At 60.3% G+C, this 17,999-nt stretch carries 22 protein-coding genes; 13 read left to right on the plus strand and 9 right to left on the minus strand.

From position 1 onward, the window contains the following. On the plus strand, positions 1-180 hold a 180-nt coding region (locus GA0061102_RS33270), incomplete at its 5' end, for a hypothetical protein (RefSeq protein WP_208858617.1). A 31-nt stretch (positions 181-211) separates the two neighbouring features. On the opposite strand, the gene GA0061102_RS07975 is transcribed toward GA0061102_RS33270, so the two are convergent. Together GA0061102_RS07975 and GA0061102_RS07980 are read right to left on the minus strand one after the other, a co-directional pair. Beyond that, positions 212-1,579, minus strand: coding sequence for an MATE family efflux transporter (locus GA0061102_RS07975; RefSeq protein WP_092845681.1), 1,368 nt, complete (start codon positions 1,577-1,579; stop codon positions 212-214). A gap of 65 nt (positions 1,580-1,644) precedes the next feature. Then, positions 1,645-2,079, minus strand: a complete 435-nt coding sequence (locus GA0061102_RS07980) for a glyoxalase superfamily protein (protein WP_092845683.1) — start codon at positions 2,077-2,079, stop codon at positions 1,645-1,647. 309 nt (positions 2,080-2,388) lie between these two features. On the opposite strand from GA0061102_RS07980, the gene GA0061102_RS07985 reads away from it, so the two are divergent. After that, positions 2,389-2,781 (plus strand): PilZ domain-containing protein, encoded by a 393-nt coding sequence (locus GA0061102_RS07985; RefSeq protein ID WP_167667932.1) that lies wholly within the window; start codon positions 2,389-2,391, stop codon positions 2,779-2,781. Positions 2,782-2,838: 57 nt separating this feature from the next. Here GA0061102_RS07985 and GA0061102_RS07990 read toward each other — a convergent pair whose 3' ends face one another. Both GA0061102_RS07990 and GA0061102_RS07995 read right to left on the minus strand, forming a co-directional pair. Further along, a complete protein-coding gene (locus GA0061102_RS07990; RefSeq protein WP_092845687.1) occupies positions 2,839-3,189 on the minus strand; it encodes a DoxX family protein in 351 nt (116 codons plus the stop codon). Position 3,190: 1 nt separating this feature from the next. After that, positions 3,191-3,571 (minus strand): DUF4267 domain-containing protein, encoded by a 381-nt coding sequence (locus GA0061102_RS07995; protein WP_092845689.1) that lies wholly within the window; start codon positions 3,569-3,571, stop codon positions 3,191-3,193. A gap of 125 nt (positions 3,572-3,696) precedes the next feature. Between GA0061102_RS07995 and GA0061102_RS08000 the strand changes: the two genes are divergently transcribed. Beyond that, a complete protein-coding gene (locus GA0061102_RS08000; protein WP_092845691.1) occupies positions 3,697-4,284 on the plus strand; it encodes a TetR/AcrR family transcriptional regulator in 588 nt (195 codons plus the stop codon). 129 nt (positions 4,285-4,413) lie between these two features. Continuing rightward, positions 4,414-5,526, plus strand: a complete 1,113-nt coding sequence (locus tag GA0061102_RS08005) for a pyridoxal phosphate-dependent aminotransferase (protein ID WP_092845693.1) — start codon at positions 4,414-4,416, stop codon at positions 5,524-5,526. 236 nt (positions 5,527-5,762) lie between these two features. On the opposite strand, the gene GA0061102_RS08010 is transcribed toward GA0061102_RS08005, so the two are convergent. Further along, positions 5,763-6,026, minus strand: coding sequence for a sel1 repeat family protein (locus GA0061102_RS08010; protein ID WP_004121770.1), 264 nt, complete (start codon positions 6,024-6,026; stop codon positions 5,763-5,765). Between the two features lie 460 nt (positions 6,027-6,486). Here GA0061102_RS08010 and GA0061102_RS08015 point away from each other — a divergent pair, with 460 nt between their 5' ends. The 3 genes from GA0061102_RS08015 (at position 6,487) to GA0061102_RS08020 (ending at position 8,829) form a co-directional block, all read left to right on the plus strand. Then, complete coding sequence (locus tag GA0061102_RS08015; protein WP_092845695.1) at positions 6,487-6,825, plus strand: DUF2147 domain-containing protein; 339 nt, start codon at positions 6,487-6,489, stop codon at positions 6,823-6,825. A 203-nt stretch (positions 6,826-7,028) separates the two neighbouring features. Continuing rightward, positions 7,029-7,205 (plus strand): hypothetical protein, encoded by a 177-nt coding sequence (locus tag GA0061102_RS33120; RefSeq protein ID WP_167667933.1) that lies wholly within the window; start codon positions 7,029-7,031, stop codon positions 7,203-7,205. 121 nt (positions 7,206-7,326) lie between these two features. Beyond that, complete coding sequence (locus GA0061102_RS08020) at positions 7,327-8,829, plus strand: AMP nucleosidase (RefSeq protein ID WP_092845697.1); 1,503 nt, start codon at positions 7,327-7,329, stop codon at positions 8,827-8,829. A 17-nt stretch (positions 8,830-8,846) separates the two neighbouring features. Here the strand turns inward: GA0061102_RS08020 and GA0061102_RS08025 are convergent, their stop codons facing one another. Beyond that, entirely contained in the window at positions 8,847-9,077 is a 231-nt protein-coding gene (locus tag GA0061102_RS08025) for a hypothetical protein (protein ID WP_092845699.1), read from the minus strand. A 156-nt stretch (positions 9,078-9,233) separates the two neighbouring features. On the opposite strand from GA0061102_RS08025, the gene GA0061102_RS08030 reads away from it, so the two are divergent. The 4 genes from GA0061102_RS08030 to GA0061102_RS08045 are packed head-to-tail and all read left to right on the plus strand — an operon-like array spanning position 9,234 to position 11,610. After that, positions 9,234-9,593, plus strand: a complete 360-nt coding sequence (locus tag GA0061102_RS08030; protein ID WP_092845701.1) for a YciI family protein — start codon at positions 9,234-9,236, stop codon at positions 9,591-9,593. Positions 9,594-9,603: 10 nt separating this feature from the next. Beyond that, positions 9,604-9,966 carry a YciI family protein gene (locus GA0061102_RS08035; RefSeq protein WP_092845703.1) on the plus strand — a complete coding sequence of 121 codons (363 nt, stop codon included), beginning with the start codon at positions 9,604-9,606 and terminating at the stop codon, positions 9,964-9,966. A 17-nt stretch (positions 9,967-9,983) separates the two neighbouring features. Then, positions 9,984-10,361, plus strand: coding sequence for a YciI family protein (locus GA0061102_RS08040; protein ID WP_092845705.1), 378 nt, complete (start codon positions 9,984-9,986; stop codon positions 10,359-10,361). 10 nt (positions 10,362-10,371) lie between these two features. Beyond that, a complete protein-coding gene (locus GA0061102_RS08045; protein WP_167667936.1) occupies positions 10,372-11,610 on the plus strand; it encodes an RNA polymerase sigma factor in 1,239 nt (412 codons plus the stop codon). 8 nt (positions 11,611-11,618) lie between these two features. On the opposite strand, the gene GA0061102_RS08050 is transcribed toward GA0061102_RS08045, so the two are convergent. After that, entirely contained in the window at positions 11,619-12,578 is a 960-nt protein-coding gene (locus GA0061102_RS08050) for a lysylphosphatidylglycerol synthase domain-containing protein (protein WP_092845709.1), read from the minus strand. A gap of 96 nt (positions 12,579-12,674) precedes the next feature. On the opposite strand from GA0061102_RS08050, the gene GA0061102_RS08055 reads away from it, so the two are divergent. Further along, positions 12,675-13,694, plus strand: a complete 1,020-nt coding sequence (locus GA0061102_RS08055; protein ID WP_092846000.1) for a glycosyltransferase family 2 protein — start codon at positions 12,675-12,677, stop codon at positions 13,692-13,694. Between the two features lie 105 nt (positions 13,695-13,799). On the opposite strand, the gene GA0061102_RS08060 is transcribed toward GA0061102_RS08055, so the two are convergent. Next, entirely contained in the window at positions 13,800-15,167 is a 1,368-nt protein-coding gene (locus tag GA0061102_RS08060; protein ID WP_092845711.1) for an aspartate aminotransferase family protein, read from the minus strand. Positions 15,168-15,381: 214 nt separating this feature from the next. Here GA0061102_RS08060 and GA0061102_RS08065 point away from each other — a divergent pair, with 214 nt between their 5' ends. Further along, complete coding sequence (locus GA0061102_RS08065; protein WP_092846002.1) at positions 15,382-16,722, plus strand: glutamine synthetase family protein; 1,341 nt, start codon at positions 15,382-15,384, stop codon at positions 16,720-16,722. A 5-nt stretch (positions 16,723-16,727) separates the two neighbouring features. Here GA0061102_RS08065 and GA0061102_RS08070 read toward each other — a convergent pair whose 3' ends face one another. Then, positions 16,728-17,675, minus strand: coding sequence for a diacylglycerol/lipid kinase family protein (locus tag GA0061102_RS08070; protein WP_092845713.1), 948 nt, complete (start codon positions 17,673-17,675; stop codon positions 16,728-16,730). Between the last annotated feature and the right edge of the window lie 324 nt (positions 17,676-17,999).

Raw genomic sequence — 17,999 nt, forward strand, 5'->3', positions numbered from 1 at the left:
CCCGCGCATCAGAGTCTGATCAACCGTCGTCTCAATGCCGCCGCGTCCTGCAATAGGCAGCATATTTGTCCCTCGTCGACGCTGAAAAAGGCGACGCGAAAAACCTATGCCCAAACTCTTGAAAACGGACATGAGAATCATAAACCCCCAGCCAAGGCCAGGGGTTTGTCAGCAATCTGAGGCCGCGCCTGAGAGCGCGGCCTTTTTCATGTCATGCAGGTAGCAGGCCGTAACGCCATTTCCGATCCCTGGCATTGCGCGACAGCACCAGCCAGGTGAGCAGGATCATCCCCGCCTCCGCGAAGATCGGCGTCATCCAAATCCCGCGTTCGCCGAAGACGAGTGGCAGGAAAAATGTCAGCGGCAGGGTGAACAGATAGGACCGTGACAGACCGAAGATCGCGCCGCGTTTCGCATCGCCGATCGACTGGAAATAGGACGACAGGATGATCGCCTGACCGAACAGGAAATAGGCGCCGATCGTCCAGGGCAGGATGCGGCCCACTTCTTCGACAATCACCGGATCGGCCACGAAGATCGATCCCAGATGTCCCGCCAGCAACTCGACGGCAAGTTCGACGGCAGCGCAATAGACTAGAGCCGAGATCATGGCAATCAGCACGCTATGGCCGACGCGGGCGGGAAGTGCGGCACCATGATTATGACCCGATATGGTCTGCAGCCCGATGCTCAAGCCGAGAAGCGGCAGATAGGCGAAGGTCATCACTCGCGTCACGATCCCGTAGGCGCCGACGGTCGCGACGTAATCGCCCTGATGCCAGATCGACACGTTGAAGAGAATGGCAGCCGAGCTTAGCGAAATGCCGATGAAGCCGAGGCTCATCGGCGCGCCGAAGGCAAAGATACCGCGCCACTCGCGAACATGCAGCGCCTTGTCGACCCAGAGCCCGTTGGGCCGACGGAGACGATAGGCGATGACGATCGCTAGGCAGATGAACTGCGCCAGGATCGAACCACCGGCGGAGCCGACCACGCCCCAATGGGCGACGGCCATCATCAGCCAGTTCGCCAGAATGTTGAGCAGCGTCGAGGCGAGCGTCACCAGCGTCATGAAGCCGAGCTTTCCTTCGCAGCGCAGCCCATCGAGGTGCAGCGAGAGGAAAAAGCTGATCGGCGCGAAGGCGACCATGACGCCCATGAAGGCCTCGCCGGAGCGGGCGACCTCAGCGTTTCCGACCGCGGCCACGGAAATGAACTGCCGGGCTGCGAGCCAGTAGACGAGATTGATTATCACCACGACGGCGATCGCCAGCGTATGGGCTCCCGTGAACACGGACTTTGCCCCTTCGCGGTCTCCGGCCCCGAGACGGCGTGCGAGAATGCTTGCCATGCCGTTCGAAACCAGCGTCTGCAGCGCGACCAGCAGCATGAGCGCAGGGAAGATGAGGCTGACGGCCGAAATCGCGTCGGCTCCGACATAGACACCAAGGAAATAGGCGTCCACGACGGCAAAGAGGCCGCTGACGGTGGTGATGACAACGATCGGCGCGGCGGTTTTGATAAAGACGCCTGGCAGCCAGCCGGTGAGGAACATGTTGTTTTCAGTATGACGTGTCATGGTAGTATCCAGACGGAATCGCTCGTTATTGGCGAAGATAGAGATCTAGTGATGAAAGATGAATGTCAGATGTCGAGAATAAGATGCGGCACGCCGTTCGACGTCTTGCGCGGCGAAACCCCATCGGCATCGACCTGGGCGTTGATGCGCTGGCGGAATGCCGAGAAGCTCTCGAATTCGACCACGTCGACCGGCTCGTCGAAATGGATCGTTATCTTGTAGAGACCGCCGGATTTTGCCGACATCGCCAACACTTTGCCCGTGAACGGCTGGTTCAGATAGCGCCCGCGAACGGCGGAACCGACATCGAAGGGTGCATCGGGTCCGTCATTCGGTTTTGCCGCAAGCGCCGACAGCGTGTTCCAATCGCGCAGTCCATGTTGCTTGGCGATAAGTTCCAGCGCGGTGCTGTGGCTTATGTCGTCGCCGCGCTCGGCCATCGCCTGGCGCAGACGCCGGGCTTGAGCCTTCAATTCATCTATGGACGGATACGTCGTCATAGGATCAGCCTTTACTAAGGCACGCAATTACGACCGTGAAACGGGGCTCGCATTACCGTCAGTCAGCATGCCTTATGTGGCTGTGACCAAAACAGCGAGAACTTCACCTTGGATTTTCATCCGCGAGCGGCAGGCGTCTCGAACCGAGAGGCTATATGATCCAAGCCGATGCCACAGTCAAGATGCACCCAAATCGGCACAAATAGCGAACCCGTTAAAATTCTACCAATGCAATTGACGCTTCCGCAAAATCTCCGTGCAAGGTTCATGATGTAACCGAGATGAATTCGGTCTGTTCTTCAACAGGGAATGACAATGCTTCGCGCAACCCATCTGGCGAAAGTCAAATCCGAAGTCTATGAACGCAGCTGGGAACGGTTCTTCGTCCAGCGGCCTGCACGTCTCGTGGCGGTACGCCCGTGCCTCACCGGCATCTCCGTGCGCAGCGCCGAGATTATCGATATCTCGCGCGGCGGCGCCAGCTTTGTCGTCGGCACGACCGTCGGCCTGCCGAGCCATTACTATCTGAACATCCTCGGGCTCGCCTACCGCATCGCCTGCGCCGAGGTCAGCCGCAACGGCAACCGCGTCCATGTCCGCTTCATCAACCTGATCGAACCGGAAACATTGCGACGCGTCGTGCGTGCCGACTTCATGATCGGCAATGTCGAAGCGCTGGCTGCGCGGGGCAGAAGGCAGTAGGCAGCAGGCGCAATTCGGCGAGAGCCGGGAACACAGCTGGCGGCTGCGTTCGGATCTCTATTGGGCGAGCAGCTTTGCCGGCAGTGCGTAGGATGAGACCGCGGCAACAGCAATCAAGGTGACAAAGACACTCAAAGGCGCAAGGTGCGAATATTCGCGGTGGCGCAGGACGCTTAGCAGCGCAGCCGCAATGATTGCCGCGCCAAGTACCATCCCGGCCACGCGGCTGACAGGAAACGCAATCAGGGCGGCGCTGAATATCTCCAATCCACCGGCGACAATGCCCCACCAAGGCGGATAGCCCCAGCGAACAAAATCGTTTCGTGTCGCGGAGCTACGGATCGCGTTTGCAAGACCTGCACCAGAAAATGCGACAACCAAAAACCATATGGAAAGAATCTGAACCATCTCAATGCCCACCGATCAGCATGGGGATGGCAGCCAGGACCATGATCACCGCCGTAAGGCCGTGAATGCCGAAGGCGCTTTTGCTGGAGCCTTTCGCTGCAAGAATGAGCAGCATGTCGCCGATGGGGATAATCGCTTCGACCAGAAGGACGATAGCAATCTCCCGCTGAGTGCCCCACACCATAAATGCAAGCACGAGCAATCCCGCCGCGATGTCGCGAACTCCCTTGAGGCGTAGCCACCAAGGGATATTGGGGCCATCGTCAGGAAGCGGCAGGCCAAACCCGCGCGTTGTGGTCATTGGGCTCGCGATATAGCTGGTGCCGATTGCGATAATCGCCAGAGCCACAAGCAACCCGATCCCGTTAACAAGCCAGTACATTTTTGCAATTCTCCTAGCGTTGCAATATAATCTATCATTGCTAGACAATGGCCTAGCATTGCTAGATAGTCAAGCGGCGCTATAAACTCGGTGCATATTTGCCGTGCGGACATGGAGATTTTGGGATGAATGTCACAGACCGAAAAAGTCGAGAACGGGCCGAACGCGAAGATCGCATCGTTGCGGCAGCGCGTGCAATCGCGGAAAGCGAAGGATGGGATGCCGTTACCATTCGCCGCCTGGCCAACGAAATCGAATATAGCCAGCCCGTCCTCTATTCACATTTCGCGAGCAGGGATGCCATCGTTGCGGCAGTTGCCGTGGAAGGGTTCAAGGAGCTCGCAACCGTTCTTCGTACAGCAGTGGATGCGGCAGACGGACAACAAGACGCCCTCATGAGCGTTGCCACGGGCTATTTTACTTTCGCACTAAGTCGCCCAGCACTCTACGACGCCATGTTCATCTTGCCGACCCAATTGAAGTTCGCCGATGCTGAAACAAGAGCAGAACTCCGCGACGGTTTCGAAGCAATTACAGCGGTCGTGTCTCCGTTCTGCACTGATGTGGAGATCGTCACCGAGACTTTCTGGGCAGCGCTTCATGGGCTTGCCGAGCTTGAACGTTCAGGCCGCGTTAGGCCCGGCATGGATGACAAACGCATCGCACTTGTCGTCCAGGCGATCATCAACGCCGGGAGCGCCGGACCTAACTGAAGCTCATGTCATTCTGTCGCAGCGTGCCAAATGCCGCTATCCGGAAGCGGAGCTTTTCTGCTCTTGCAACCACCCGCCAAGCGCCTATTCTGCCGCACCCTGCAACTGAATTCGGGAAACAAAGCCAGCATGTCCGCCTTCTCGCGCTTCACACCGCTGATCAGCGCCCTGCCCTCCACCGTCCCTTTCGTCGGCCCCGAAGCGCTGGAGCGTCAGCGTGGGCTAACGGTCAAGGCCCGTATCGGCGCCAATGAAAACGGTTTTGGCCCTGCACCCTCCGTCATCGCGGCCATGGGCGAGCGGGCTGGTGATATCTGGATGTATAACGATCCGGAAAATTTCGAGCTGAAGCAGGCGCTCGCGGCGCATCTCGGCGTACAGGCGGCCAATATCGCCGTCGGTGAGGGCATCGACAGTCTGCTCGGCCTGATCACCCGTATGGTCATCGAGCCGGGCACGCCGGTCGTCACCTCGCTCGGCGGCTATCCCACTTTCAATTTCCATGTCGCCGGCTTTGGCGGCCGCCTCGTTACCGTGCCTTATGTCAATGACCGCGAGGATCTCGATGGGTTGCTCGAGGCCGTGAAGCGCGAGAATGCGCCGCTCGTCTATTTCGCCAATCCCGACAATCCGATGGGAAGCTGGTGGGATGCCGAAAAGGTCGTCGCCTTTGCCCGCGCGCTGCCGGAAAACTGCCTGCTGATCCTCGACGAAGCCTATAGCGAAACCGGACCGGCAAGTTCGCTGCCGGCGATCTTAGACATGATCGACCTGCCGAATGTATTGCGCACCCGCACCTTCTCCAAGGCCTACGGCCTCGCCGGCGCCCGCGTCGGTTATGTCATCGGCGCACCCGAGACGGTGCTCACCTTCGACAAGATCCGCAACCATTTCGGCATGAACAGGCTCGCGACCGTAGCGGCCCTCGCTGCCCTGAAGGATCAAGCCTATCTCACCGAAGTGGTCGGCAAGATTCAGGCCGCGCGCGAGGTCATCGGGACGATAGCCCGCGACAATGGGTTGCTGCCGCTTGCCTCCGCCACGAACTTCGTCGCCATCGATTGCGGAAGGGACGGCGTCTATGCCCGTGCCATCGTCGACGGGTTGATCCAGCACGGCGTCTTCATCCGCATGCCCGGAATAGCCCCGCTCAACCGGTGCATCCGCGTCAGCGTTGGGCCGAAGCAGGATCTGGATCTCTTGGCCGAAGCGCTGCCACAGGTGCTGAAAGCGATCGGCTAGAACGGTTCAGCGTTTCACGGAAGCGCTAAACCGTTCCAGCTCCTTGTTTTGCGCAATTCCGGACGAAAAACCGCTGCGCACTTTTCCTGGAATTGCTCAAGCCACAAACGACGAAACCGCGCCAGCCTTGTTCCGGCTGGTCGCGGTTTTCATCATTCGGCGGGTCGCCTCTCCGTCGGCCGCCGACATCCCCTCCTTCGAGGTCAGTCTTCAGGTCGCGTTCTTTGCGGCACGCCTCAGTGCGTCGTCATCCACTCGCGGGCGGCGCGGAGCGCGGTAGCGAGCTGCATCTTGGTCAAGGTCGCGGCGACGTCGGCACGAAGCTCGGCGGCCCGCGCGCTGCCACGGATGGCAGCGATATTCAACCATTTATGGGCGGCAACGAGATCTGCGGAGCAGCCCCGGCCAGTCGCGTAGTTCACGCCCAGTTCGCAAAGGGCATCGGCGCTGTTGCCACCCAACATGGCCATTTCAGACATCGGTGTTTCGAAGCGTGCCATCGGTTTTGTCCCTGTTTACTTTCGTTCGTATCTGCCCTGTTTTCCGTCCGAACCTTGCCGTCGTTCGCGGCTTTCCGGTTCTTCCGGTCGGCGGGTTTGCCCCGCTCGTTTGATGGGTTCACTATCGCAGGCGGCTTTCAAAAAACGGCTAAAATGCATGCTTAATTCGATGCAAACAAAGTACAAATGCTTGGTAAACTTGGGATTTTGTTAAACATCACTTCCCTTGCAAATTAAGGATTTTCAAGCGAGCTTTACCTCTTGTTAGGATCTGGATTTAAACCCTTCCTTCACCACGAAAAAGCTGCAGTAATCGGATGCGATGTTTTTCGACAAGGCGCTGAGGCTGCAAAACAGGGAATTTGCGCTTGGAAACCGTATTTACCTTTACGTTCGCGTCAGATAATCTCACGCCGTTTCCCGCCGTTGAACCGGCAAGTGCCTGGGGAGGAGCAATAATATGATCCGTGTAACCATTCTTGCCGCGGCGCTGTTTGTCAGCGCAGGCACCGCTTTCGCCGACGAACCGATCGTCGGCAACTGGAAGACCGTTGCTGGCGATACCGCCGTCATCGCGCCCTGCGGCGACAGCTATTGCGTCACGCTGAAAACAGGCAAATATGCCGGCAAACAGATCGGCAAGATGCAGGGCAAAGGCGGAAGCTATACGGGCGAGCTCACCGACCCATCCGAGGACAAGACCTATAGCGGCTCCGGCACGGTGAGCGGCAATACGGTCAGGATGAAGGGCTGCGTTCTGAAGGTATTCTGCAAGTCGCAGACATGGACGAGGCTTTAAAGAGCACGCAGCCTAAGAAAACATGCCGCTCTATTCCTGCCCGCTACCCTTCGGGCAGGCTTTTTGTTGTTCGTTGATGCCGGCGAATGCGCAATCAAGTCTGATAAGATTCATGAACGCTGGATGAACCGGTATCTCAGCACCCGTTCAGCCTGACCATGGCAAAACAGTGTCCAGTATAGGGCACGGATAGGGCCAGGACCATGGACTCGATCATCATCGCACGCCGTTTTGTCGTCATCATGCTGTTTGCCGCCGTCTTCGCATTCAGCTTTTCGGTTGCCGTCGAACATGCCGGCCGCAGCGGCGCACAATCGCATTTCGGCGCAAGCTTCACCTGCTTGCAGACCGGCGCTCCCTATTGCACGACCGTGCAGTAAGCAAACGCCTCGCCGCACGCGGATGGCCGCGTGTGGATATGATTGCAAAATAGCTGAGAAAATCCGGAGCCGTCTTCCGCAACGTCGTTTGCTTGTTATCAACGACACTCTATAATGGCTCATGAGCAACCGAATCTCTTCTTTTTCGCCCCTCGACATTTCCTCCCCCATCCCGTTCCAGCCGCGGACCTTCGATGATCCGGGCAAAGCCGTCGAAGCGCTGACGGAGCTTTACGAACGCAATACCGCGTTCCTGATCGACAATTTCACCAAGCTTGCCCAGGGTGAGCCGATCACGGCGCGCTATCGCGCCTTCTATCCGCAGGTCAGCATCGAGACGACGAGCTTCGGCCATGTCGATTCGCGCCTTTCCTACGGCCATGTCACGGCACCCGGCGTCTATACGACAACCATCACCCGCCCGCAGCTCTTCAAGCATTATCTCAAGGAGCAGCTGACGCTCCTGATGCGCAGCCACAAGGTTCCGGTGGTCGTGTCGGAATCGAACACGCCGATCCCGCTGCATTTCGCCTTCGGCGAAGGAGCCCATGTCGAAGCCTCCGTCGCGGCCTTCGAGGATATTCCGCTGCGCGATCTCTTCGATACGCCTGACCTGAACACCACGGACGACGAGATCGCCAACGGCGAATATATCCCGCCGCCGGGCGAGCCCTCGCCGCTTGCCCCGTTCACGGCACAGCGCATCGACTATTCGCTGGCCCGCCTCGTCCACTACACGGCGACCAGCGCGTCGCATTTCCAGAATTTCGTGCTGTTCACGAACTACCAGTTCTATATCGACGAATTCTGCAAGTGGGCGCGCGACCTGATGGCCAGCGGCGGAGACGGCTATACCGAATTCGTCGAGCCCGGCAACATCGTCACCAAGGCCGGCTCCAGCCAGCCCGAGGGCGATGTGACCGCGCCGCGGCTGCCGCAGATGCCTACCTACCATCTGAAGAAGAAGGGCCATGCCGGCATCACCATGATCAACATCGGCGTCGGCCCCTCCAACGCCAAGACGATCACCGACCACGTTGCCGTGCTTCGCCCGCATGCCTGGCTGATGCTAGGCCATTGCGCCGGTCTGCGTAATAGCCAGCGTCTCGGCGACTATGTGCTTGCCCATGCCTATATGCGCGAAGACCACGTTCTCGACGACGACCTGCCGGTTTGGGTGCCGATCCCGGCTCTGGCCGAAGTGCAGGTGGCGCTGGAAGCGGCCGTTGCCGAAATCACCGGCTATGAGGGCTTCGAGCTAAAGCGCATCATGCGCACGGGCACCGTCGGCACCATCGACAACCGCAACTGGGAACTGCGCGACCAGGCAGGCCCGGTCAAGCGACTGTCTCAGGCTCGCGCGGTCGCGCTCGACATGGAATCGGCAACGATCGCCGCCAACGGCTTCCGTTTCCGCGTTCCCTACGGCACGCTGCTCTGCGTTTCGGACAAGCCGCTGCATGGCGAGCTGAAGCTGCCGGGCATGGCGACCGCCTTCTATCGCACCCAGGTGAACCAGCATCTGCAGATCGGCATCCGCGCCATCCAGAAGCTGGCAGCCATGCCGCCGGAAACGCTGCATTCGCGCAAGCTACGCAGCTTCTTCGAGACGGCGTTCCAATAAACGCTGGGGCTTTCGCCCTATTGCCCGTCAGCGGGCACTGAAACTATCTTGGCAGCGGCCGCAACTTGCGGCCGTTCGTCGTTTGGCTGCGCACCCAAACTGAGGCACAGGATCAGCAGGGCAAAGCCCGCAAATCCGATCCAGATGCGGTAAACGACCCTTCCCACATCCGCCGCCTCAAGCAGTTCCTCTTCCGATAGAGTCTTCCTTTGCCAGTAATGTACGATTGCGGCTTCCAGACTGTACATTTCCGTCTCTCCTTGTCGTGTTGACGGAACTGGTCGGCCGGCGACGGGCTTTTTCGACAGCGATCGAAATTTTTGCCATGCTGCGGATCGGGATGTCGATTTGCGCGCGAACCACTCGTCTAGGGCCGTCAGCAAATTGAAAGAGGAGACGCTGCGATGAAATATCTCTGCCAGGTCTGGTTCGATGGCACGAGGCTCGACCTCATGACCAAGGAGCAAAAGCACAAGCTCGATTCGGATTCGCTCGGCTACGACCGCGATCTGATGGCAAGCGGCCATATGATCCTTGCCGAGGCGCTGCAATCGCCAAAATCCGCAGTGACGGTGCGGGTCCGCAATGGTGAGACGTCGGTGACCGACGGCCCCTTCATCGAAACCAAGGAATATCTCGGCGGCTTCATCCTGATCGAGGCAAAGGACCTGAATGATGCGATCCGCGTTGCCGCCGAAATTCCGCTCGCCAAGCTCGGCGCCATCGAGGTGCGGCCGATCTATTCCTTCGGCCCTGACGTTTGAGGAGACTCAGATGAAATTCCTTTGCCAGGTCTGGTTCGAGACCGCCGAGATCGCCAAGCTTTCCGAAGAGGAAGGACGAAAGCTGACGCAGGATTCGATCAACAACGATAACCGGCTGCGCGAAAGCGGCCATATCATCGTCGCCAATGCCTTGCGCGAGCCGCAGACCGCCAGAACGGTTCGGGTGCGCCGGGGCGAAGCCGCTGTCACCGACGGTCCCTTCGCCGAAATGAAAGAGCATCTCGGCGGCTTCGTGCTGATCGAGGCGCGAGACATGGAGGAAGCGACTGAAATCGCCGCCACCTTCCCCGTCGCGCACTATGGCATGATCGAGGTGCGTGCCGCCTACGACATCCGCTTTCCGGACGAATAGCTGAGAAAGGAAAACACATGCGGTTTCTATGCCTGATCTACACATCCATCGACGTCGACGGACGGCTGGACCAAAGCGAGATGAACCATCTGATCGGCGAGCATTTCGTCTATGACGAGGGATTGCGGCAGGACGGCACCCTGATCGTTTCGGATGCACTGGAACTCCGAAACAAATCGATCGTCATCCGGCCGGATGGAGACGGGTTTTCTGTTACAGACGGGCCATTCGTGGAGACGAAGGAATATCTGGCAGGTTTCTATCTCATCGATACCCCTGATCTGGAAAGCGCGACGGCCATTGCCAAGCGCATTCCCTCGGCCCGTTACGGTGCGATCGAGATCCGTCCGGTGCGCACCCTGACCCTTCGGGGAGACCTAGCGGAGAATCGTTGACGCCGTGTCGCTGAACCAGACCATCGACGGCATCTATCGCAGCCATTCGCGCCGCGTGCTGGCAACGCTGATCCGTCTGCTCGGCGATTTCGACCGGGCCGAGGAAGCGCTCCACGACGCCTTTGCGGCAGCGGCACAGCAATGGGCTGAGGAGGCGATCCCGGCCAATCCCTATGCCTGGCTCGTCTCTGCCGGTCGCTTTCGCGCCATCGATCACATCAGGCGCCGGACGCGCTTCGATGCGGCCCGCTCGGACATTGCCAACAGCCTTTACCCGGAGGGAGAGGCGATGGAGACATCGGAACATGAAGAGATCGAAGACGACATGCTGCGGCTGATCTTCACCTGCTGCCATCCCCTCGTGCCAGCCGAGGCGCGGATGGCGATGGCGCTGCGTGAAGTCTGCGGGCTGACGACGGAAGAGATCGCCCATGCCTTCCTGATCCCGGCGCCGACCGTCGCCCAACGCATCGTTCGCGCCAAGAACCGCATCCGCGCCGCCCATGTTCCCTATGAAGTGCCCGGCAAGACCGAACTGCCAGAGCGGCTGGCACAGGTGCTGCATGTCATCTACCTCGTCTTCAATGAGGGCTATTCGGCGTCCTCCGGCTCTGCGATCGTGCGCGCCGATCTTGCGGCGGAAGCCATTCGGCTCGGCAGGCTTTTGCTGCAGCTATTGCCGGATCCGGAGGTCGAAGGGCTGCTTGCGATCATGCTGCTGCAGGATTCACGGCGACTCGCGCGCACCGATGCATCAGGCGATCTGGTGCTGCTTGTCGATCAGGATCGCGCGCTCTGGGATCGCAGCCAGATCCGCGAGGGCCTGATGCTGTCGGCGAGAGCGATGGCGGCAGAGAGCATCGGCGGCTATGCGCTGCAGGCCGCGATCGCAGCGGAACATGCCCGCGCCGTGACCGCTGACGATATCGACTGGCGGCAACTGGTGATGCTCTACGACCTGCTCCTGACGGCGAGCCCCTCGCCGGTGATCGAGCTCAATCGAGCGGTCGCCGTCTCCATGCGCGACGGTCCGGCGGTGGCCCTTTCCATCGTCGACGGGCTGCTGCAAGAGGAGCGTATGGCGCGGTATCACCTGACCCATGCCGCGAAAGCCGATTTCCTGCGCCAACTCGGCCGGTCGGACGAGGCGCGGCAATCCTACGAAAGGGCGCTATCGCTGTGTCATCAGGCGCCGGAACAAGCATTCCTGCGCAAGCGGTTGGCCGAACTCGATGACAAGGCTCGGTGATCGCAGTGTCAGGCGCGCTGGCGCCCAACCAGCAATCCGATCGCGGTTCCCGTCAGTGCAGACACCACGATCAGCAGGTGAGCATTGATGCTTGCCTGCGCGAGGTTCTCGATTGCCGCCTTCGCACTCGATGCGCCGAAGGCCATGGCGCCGGCAGCGATGCCGGCGGGATAGGTGCCGACACCGCCCGGCGCATGCACCGGCAGGACGGACGACAGTTCGCCACCGAGCGCGCCGCCGAAGCTTGCCGAAAGCGGGGCGACGTTCATGAGGCCAAGCGCCCAGGCTAGCACCACGACCTTGACCAGCCAGTTGACGACGGTCATCAGCCAGGCGCGCGCAAAGGCGCGGGCATCGACCGGCAGGCCGCGCTCCAGCTCGTGCACCAGCCCCTGCGCCTTCTTCGGCAGGATGCGGGCGGCAAGCCTGATCAGCGGCCGGCGGGAGATAAAGCCCGCGACCGGCAGGAGCAGAAACGCTGCCCATACGATCCAGGCAAGAACACGATAGGGCGAGGCAAGCGCAAGGCCGACACCGGCCGCGGCCAGCAGCGCGTGCAGATCGAGCAGCCGCATGACGAAAAGGGCCGATGTGCCACGCGCAAGAGGAATACCGAATTCGGAGCGCATCAGCACCGGGAAGCTGGTCTCGCCCGTGCGGAAAGGCAACATGATATTCAACAGGTTATGGACCTGCGTGACGCGGAATAGCGCTGTGAAACGGCCGGTCGTTTCCTTCGGGAAGTAGTCGTAGATGCGCCATGTGCGCAGAAAGTAGGTGCCGGTCAGAAGCGCGAGCGCCAGCAGGATCGGCAGCGCGCCGACCTTGCTCCATTGCGCCAGGATGGAACTCCACCCCCAGAACCATGCGATGAAAGCGGCATAAGCCACGACAACGGCGAGGGTCAGCAGCATCATTCGGTTGCGAATAAACCAATTCTGTCGGCTGGCCACCATGGGAGTCTTCATGTAGTTAGGGCACCCAAATGCGAGCGGAGGCTTCAAACCGGACTTTTCGCTCGTTTCGTCCGGCATGTTCTGTCGGTCTTTTAGGAGAAAGAAGTGTTGCAGACAACGGCAGAGTCGCCCCTCCCCCAGGCCGATGCGGCAGACCCTCTAGAGCTTTCGCTGGTCGTACCCGTCTTCAACGAGGAAGAAAGCGTTGGACCGCTGATCGAGCGTATCTGTTCGGCGATGACCGGTTTTACCAAACCCTGGGAGCTGATCCTCGTCGATGACGGCAGCACGGACGCGACGCTTGCCAATGCTCGGCGGTCGCTGACGCGCGAGGGGCTGATCCTGCGCATCGTCGAACTACAACGCAATTTCGGTCAGACGGCAGCCATGCAGGCAGGCATCGATGCCGCCAACGGCCGCCTCATCGCCACCATGGACGGCGATCTGCAGAACGACCCGAAGGATATTCCCTCGATGGTCGGGGAGCTGGAGCGGCGGCAGCTCGACCTGCTCGTCGGTTGGCGCAAGAACCGCCAGGACGGGCTTCTGCTGCGCAAGATCCCCTCGTGGTGCGCCAATTACCTGATCGGCCGCATTACCGGCGTCAAGCTGCACGATTATGGCTGCAGCCTGAAAATCTATCGCGCTTCGATCATCAAGCAGGTCAAGCTGATGGGCGAGATGCACCGCTTCATCCCCGCCTGGGTTGCCGGCGTCGTGCCGAGCTCGCGCATCGGCGAAGTGCCCGTCACCCACCACGCGCGCCAGCACGGCACATCGAAATACGGGATCTCGCGCACCTTCCGCGTCATTCTCGATCTGCTGTCGGTGATGTTCTTCATGCGCTACAAGGCGCGGCCGGGGCATTTCTTCGGCTCGCTCGGCCTCGGGCTCGGCGCGCTCGCAGCGATTATCCTGTTCTGGCTCTTCATCGACAAGTTCATCTTCGGTGACGATATCGGCAGCCGTCCGCTGTTGATGGTCGGCGTCGTGCTGCTGCTGTCGTCCGTTCAGATGATCACCACCGGTATTCTCGCCGAAATGATCGCGCGTATCTATTATCGCGACGATCTTTCGCCGAACTACATCGTGCGCAAGATCTTCGATCGCGAACATCAGGACACCTAAGCTTCCAGCCTGAACGCCGGGCTACCGGCTTCGTGATCGTACCCTCCGTGCGCCTTCCCATGGCGCACGGGTATCGTTGAAGCGAGACGCCGCAGGCAGCGCCGTTTACGAGCGCACGTCGGCCCAAACGACATCAAGCGCCTGCCGCGCGATGCGGACCATCGTATCCACTTCCTCATGACTGATGACGAGCGGCGGCGAGGCCAGCATTCGGTCGCCGGTCGCTCGCAGCACGAGGCCATTCGCCAAGGCATGATTGCGCACGGCCGAGCCTATCGCATCCGGCTTCTCGAAGCGGCGGCGGGTGGATTTATCGGCCGCAAGCTGCAATGCGCCCATGAGACCAATACTGACGGCTTCGCCGACCATGTCGTGATCCGCGAGGCTGCCCCAGGCCTTGGCGAAGTAAGGGCCGATGTCGTCGCGAACGCGCTCGACCAGCCGCTCCTCCTCGATGATCCTCAAATTCTCCAGAGCGGCAGCCGCGCAAACCGGATGGCCGGAATAGGTGAAGCCGTGATTGAATTCTCCGACCTCGTTGATCAGCACGTCGGCGATGCGGTCGCTGACGAGCACGCCACCGATCGGCAGATAGCCGGAGGAAAGTCCCTTGGCGATCGGCGCAAGGTCGGGCCCGACGCCGAAATGCTGATGGCCGAACCATGAGCCGAGACGACCGAAGCCGCAGATGACCTCGTCACTCACGAGAAGAATGTTCCTCGCCTTGCAGATGCGCGCGATCTCAGGCCAGTAGGTGGAGGGCGGGATGATGACGCCGCCTGCCCCTTGCAAGGGCTCTGCGATGAAAGCGGCGACATTGTCCTCGCCCAATTCATCGATCTTCTCTTCCAGTTCGCGGGCAACCTTGAGGCCGAATTCCTCCGGCGAAAGATCGCCGCCCTCTGCATACCAGTAGGGCTGGCCGATATGGGCGATCCCAGCTATCGGCAGATCACCCTGCTCATGCATATATTTCATGCCGCTCATGCTGGCGCCGGCGACGGTCGAGCCGTGATAGCCGTTCTTGCGGGCAATGATGGTCTTCTTCGTCGGCTTGCCCACGGCGCCCCAATAAACCCGCGCCATGCGGAACCAGGTATCGTTGGCCTCGGAGCCGGAATTGGTGAAGAACACATGGTTGAACTGCGGCCCGGCATGGGCGCAGACCTTTTCGGCGAGCAGCGTCGCAGGAGTCGTCGTGGTGCCGAAGAAGGTGTTGTAATAGGGCAGCTCGTTCATCTGCCTGAGAACGGCGTCGGCGATTTCCGTGCGGCCATAACCGATGTTCACGCACCAGAGGCCGGCAAATCCATCGAGGTACTTCCGCCCTTCCGCATCAAAAATATAGACGCCCTCCCCGCGCTGGATGACGCGGGCACCCTCGGCATTGAGCTTGCGCATATCTGCAAAGGGGTGGAGGTGATGGGCGGCATCGAGGGCGGCGAGATTGGAGCGGCTTGGTGTGTCGGTCATGGCGTATTCGAACCCTCTTTGAATTGGTGCCTGTCAGGCAAGTCCTCCGCCGCCGCGATTATGTGCATGGCCCCTCACCCCAGCCCTCTCTCCCCGCCCATGCGGAGAGAGGGTTAGGGTGACGGGCCTGGCACGAAGCCGCAACGTAGCCAGACTTGACTGAAAGCTATCTTGGTTTACGACCATGCCGTGAGGAATGGGGATTTACAAGAGCATGGTGGCCGACAACGCAACCGAAGGTAACGCGCGCATCGAGGTGCTGATATCGGACATGAACGGCCGACTCAGGGGCAAGCAGATCCCGATTGCGGCCGAAAATAAGGTCTGGTCCGGCGCGGTGCGGTTGCCGACCTCGACGCAATCGCTCGACATCTGGGGTGACGACAATGACGACATTACCGGCCTGTCGCTGACGATCGGCGATCCGGACGGGACCTGCGTTGCGGACGAGCGCACGCTCGCCGACATGCCCTGGGCTCCGGCGGGATCGAAGCAAGTGCTGGCCACCATGCACGAGCTCGACGGCAGTCCGAGCTTTCAGGACCCGCGCGCCATTCTTGCTGCCGTGGTCGACCGTTACAATGCGCTCGGCCTGACGCCCGTCATCGCAACCGAACTGGAATTCTATCTGCTCGCCGGAGACTGGCGCGACAGAGGCATCCCTTCGCCGCCTGCTGCATTGACCTACCAGGGCGAACCGAACGGCTTTCAGCTCTACGACATGGATGCGGTCGATCTCCTCGACAACTACCTCGAAACGCTGCGCAGCTATGCGCGGACACAAGGGTTGCCGGCGGACGCGACAACGGCGGAATTCGGCCCGGGCCAATTCGAAGTCAACCTGCTGCATCGCCCGGACGCGCTGGCCGCCGCCGACGACTGCATCATGCTGAAGCGCGTGGCCGAACAGGCTGCCCGCAAGCATGGCCTGAAATCGACCTGCATGGCCAAGCCCTATACAGAGCATGCCGGCTCGGGACTGCATGTCCACGCCAGCATCATCGACGCTCAGGGCCGCAATGTCCTCGATGCCGCAGGCGGCGAGCCGAGGAAGCTGAAGTCGATCTGCGCCGGGCTGCTGCAGACGCTGCAGGACGCGCAGCTTGTTTTTGCGCCCTATGCCAATTCCTATCGCCGTTTCCAGCCGGGCTCGTTCGCCCCCGTCGACCTGACCTGGGGCTTCGGCCATCGCGGTACCGCCGTCCGGATTCCCGAAAGAGACGGACCGGGTGCGCGCATCGAGCACCGCGTCGCCGGCGCCGACGCCAATCCTTATCTGATGCTGGTGGCGATCCTTGGCGACATGCTGCTCGGCCTGGAGAACGACCTCGATCCCGGTGAGGAGACGACACCGGCTTGCGTGCCGACGGATGCGCCAAGGCTGACGCATGATTTCCTGACGGCCGTCGAGCGCTTCCGCACCTCGGCCTTCATCGCCGATATTTTCGGCGAACGATATCAGCGGCTTTACGGCGATACGAAACGCAAGGAAGCGATCCGCTATCTGCGCAGCGTTTCGGATTTCGATTACAGAACCTATCTGCCCCGCCTTTGAACGGGTCAGATGGCAACGCTGTCGACAGCGCCCTCGCGCTCGACTTTGACGGCGGTCCCTTGCCTGACCATGACCCTAAGCTCGCCGGGATGCACCTTGAGCGTCACGTCGCGTTCGAGCGGCAGCAACTCGCCATCCATGACGCAATTTGAGAGATGGCGCAACTTCGGGAAGTGTAGATGCACCTCCGGCGCATGCATGACCATGACATCGGTATTGTCGCGGACCCGGCCGCGCAGCATGTCGAACGCAAGGCGGGCGACACCGAGCGGCCGCAAGGGTTTTGCCGTGTAAAAGCCCAGCTCACCGCTGCGCAGACTATCGGCATAGAGCAGCGCATTCGCACCAAAGGGATTGTTGGAGACGGAGATCGCCGAGACATGCCGGCGCTCGTGAATGTCGCCAGCCGCAAAATCGACGTCGAATTCCGGTGGATTGGCAATGACGCCAAACGCGGCCCGGGTACTGGCCGACATTTTCCCGATGCGCGAGCGATAGGTATAGCCGTTGCGGTAGCGCACCAGACGCGCATGCAAGCCGGCGGAAAACTGGTGCACGAAGGCACGGCCGTTGGCGCTGCCGATATCGACATTGTCGACATCGCCGGTCGCCAGCACGCTCAGCGCCTGCCAGATGTCGAGCGGCAACCGCAGCGAACGGGCAAAGAGGTTCATAGTGCCAGCCGGGATAACGCCTAGGGCGACGCCGCTCTTCCAGGCGATGGCGGCAGCGGCCGAAATCGTGCCATCCCCGCCGCCGGCGATAATTCCGTCAATGTCATCGCGCCGCGCCGCGCGCTCCATTGCCGATACGATATCTCGTCCAGCCACGATGACAGCTTCGAAATCATGGCCGGCATCATGGAAGACCTGTTCCGCCCTTTGTTGGTAGGCAGCCATGTCGGTCGTCCGGAAAGTACCGCCATCACGATTGAAGAAGCCGATCAATCTCATTCAGGCTCTCGGTTTTCCGCAAATTGTGTTTCCTTGGGGAGCTGATGCCCCCGTGCGCTTTCTGTCAGATGGTTTCGAACGATGCGATTTCAAGCATTGCAACCGCTCTAACCACCCGGAACCGGCGCTTACTTATGCGGTGTGCGACGTGCTGCGCTGCAAAAAATGCACGCGACAGAAATCTCGACTTTGTTGATACTATGAATTCGGGCATGTCCATGCCCCTTCAGTCCTTTCATCTGCCATGCTGTATCGAATGCCGGGTTCCGGCCTCGCTGCACGGTTCGTGGCGTCCAAGCCGCTTTGCCGCCCAAGGAGTTTTCG

Source organism: Martinezella miluonensis, from assembly GCF_900094545.1.
GTDB lineage: Bacteria > Pseudomonadota > Alphaproteobacteria > Rhizobiales > Rhizobiaceae > Rhizobium > Rhizobium miluonense.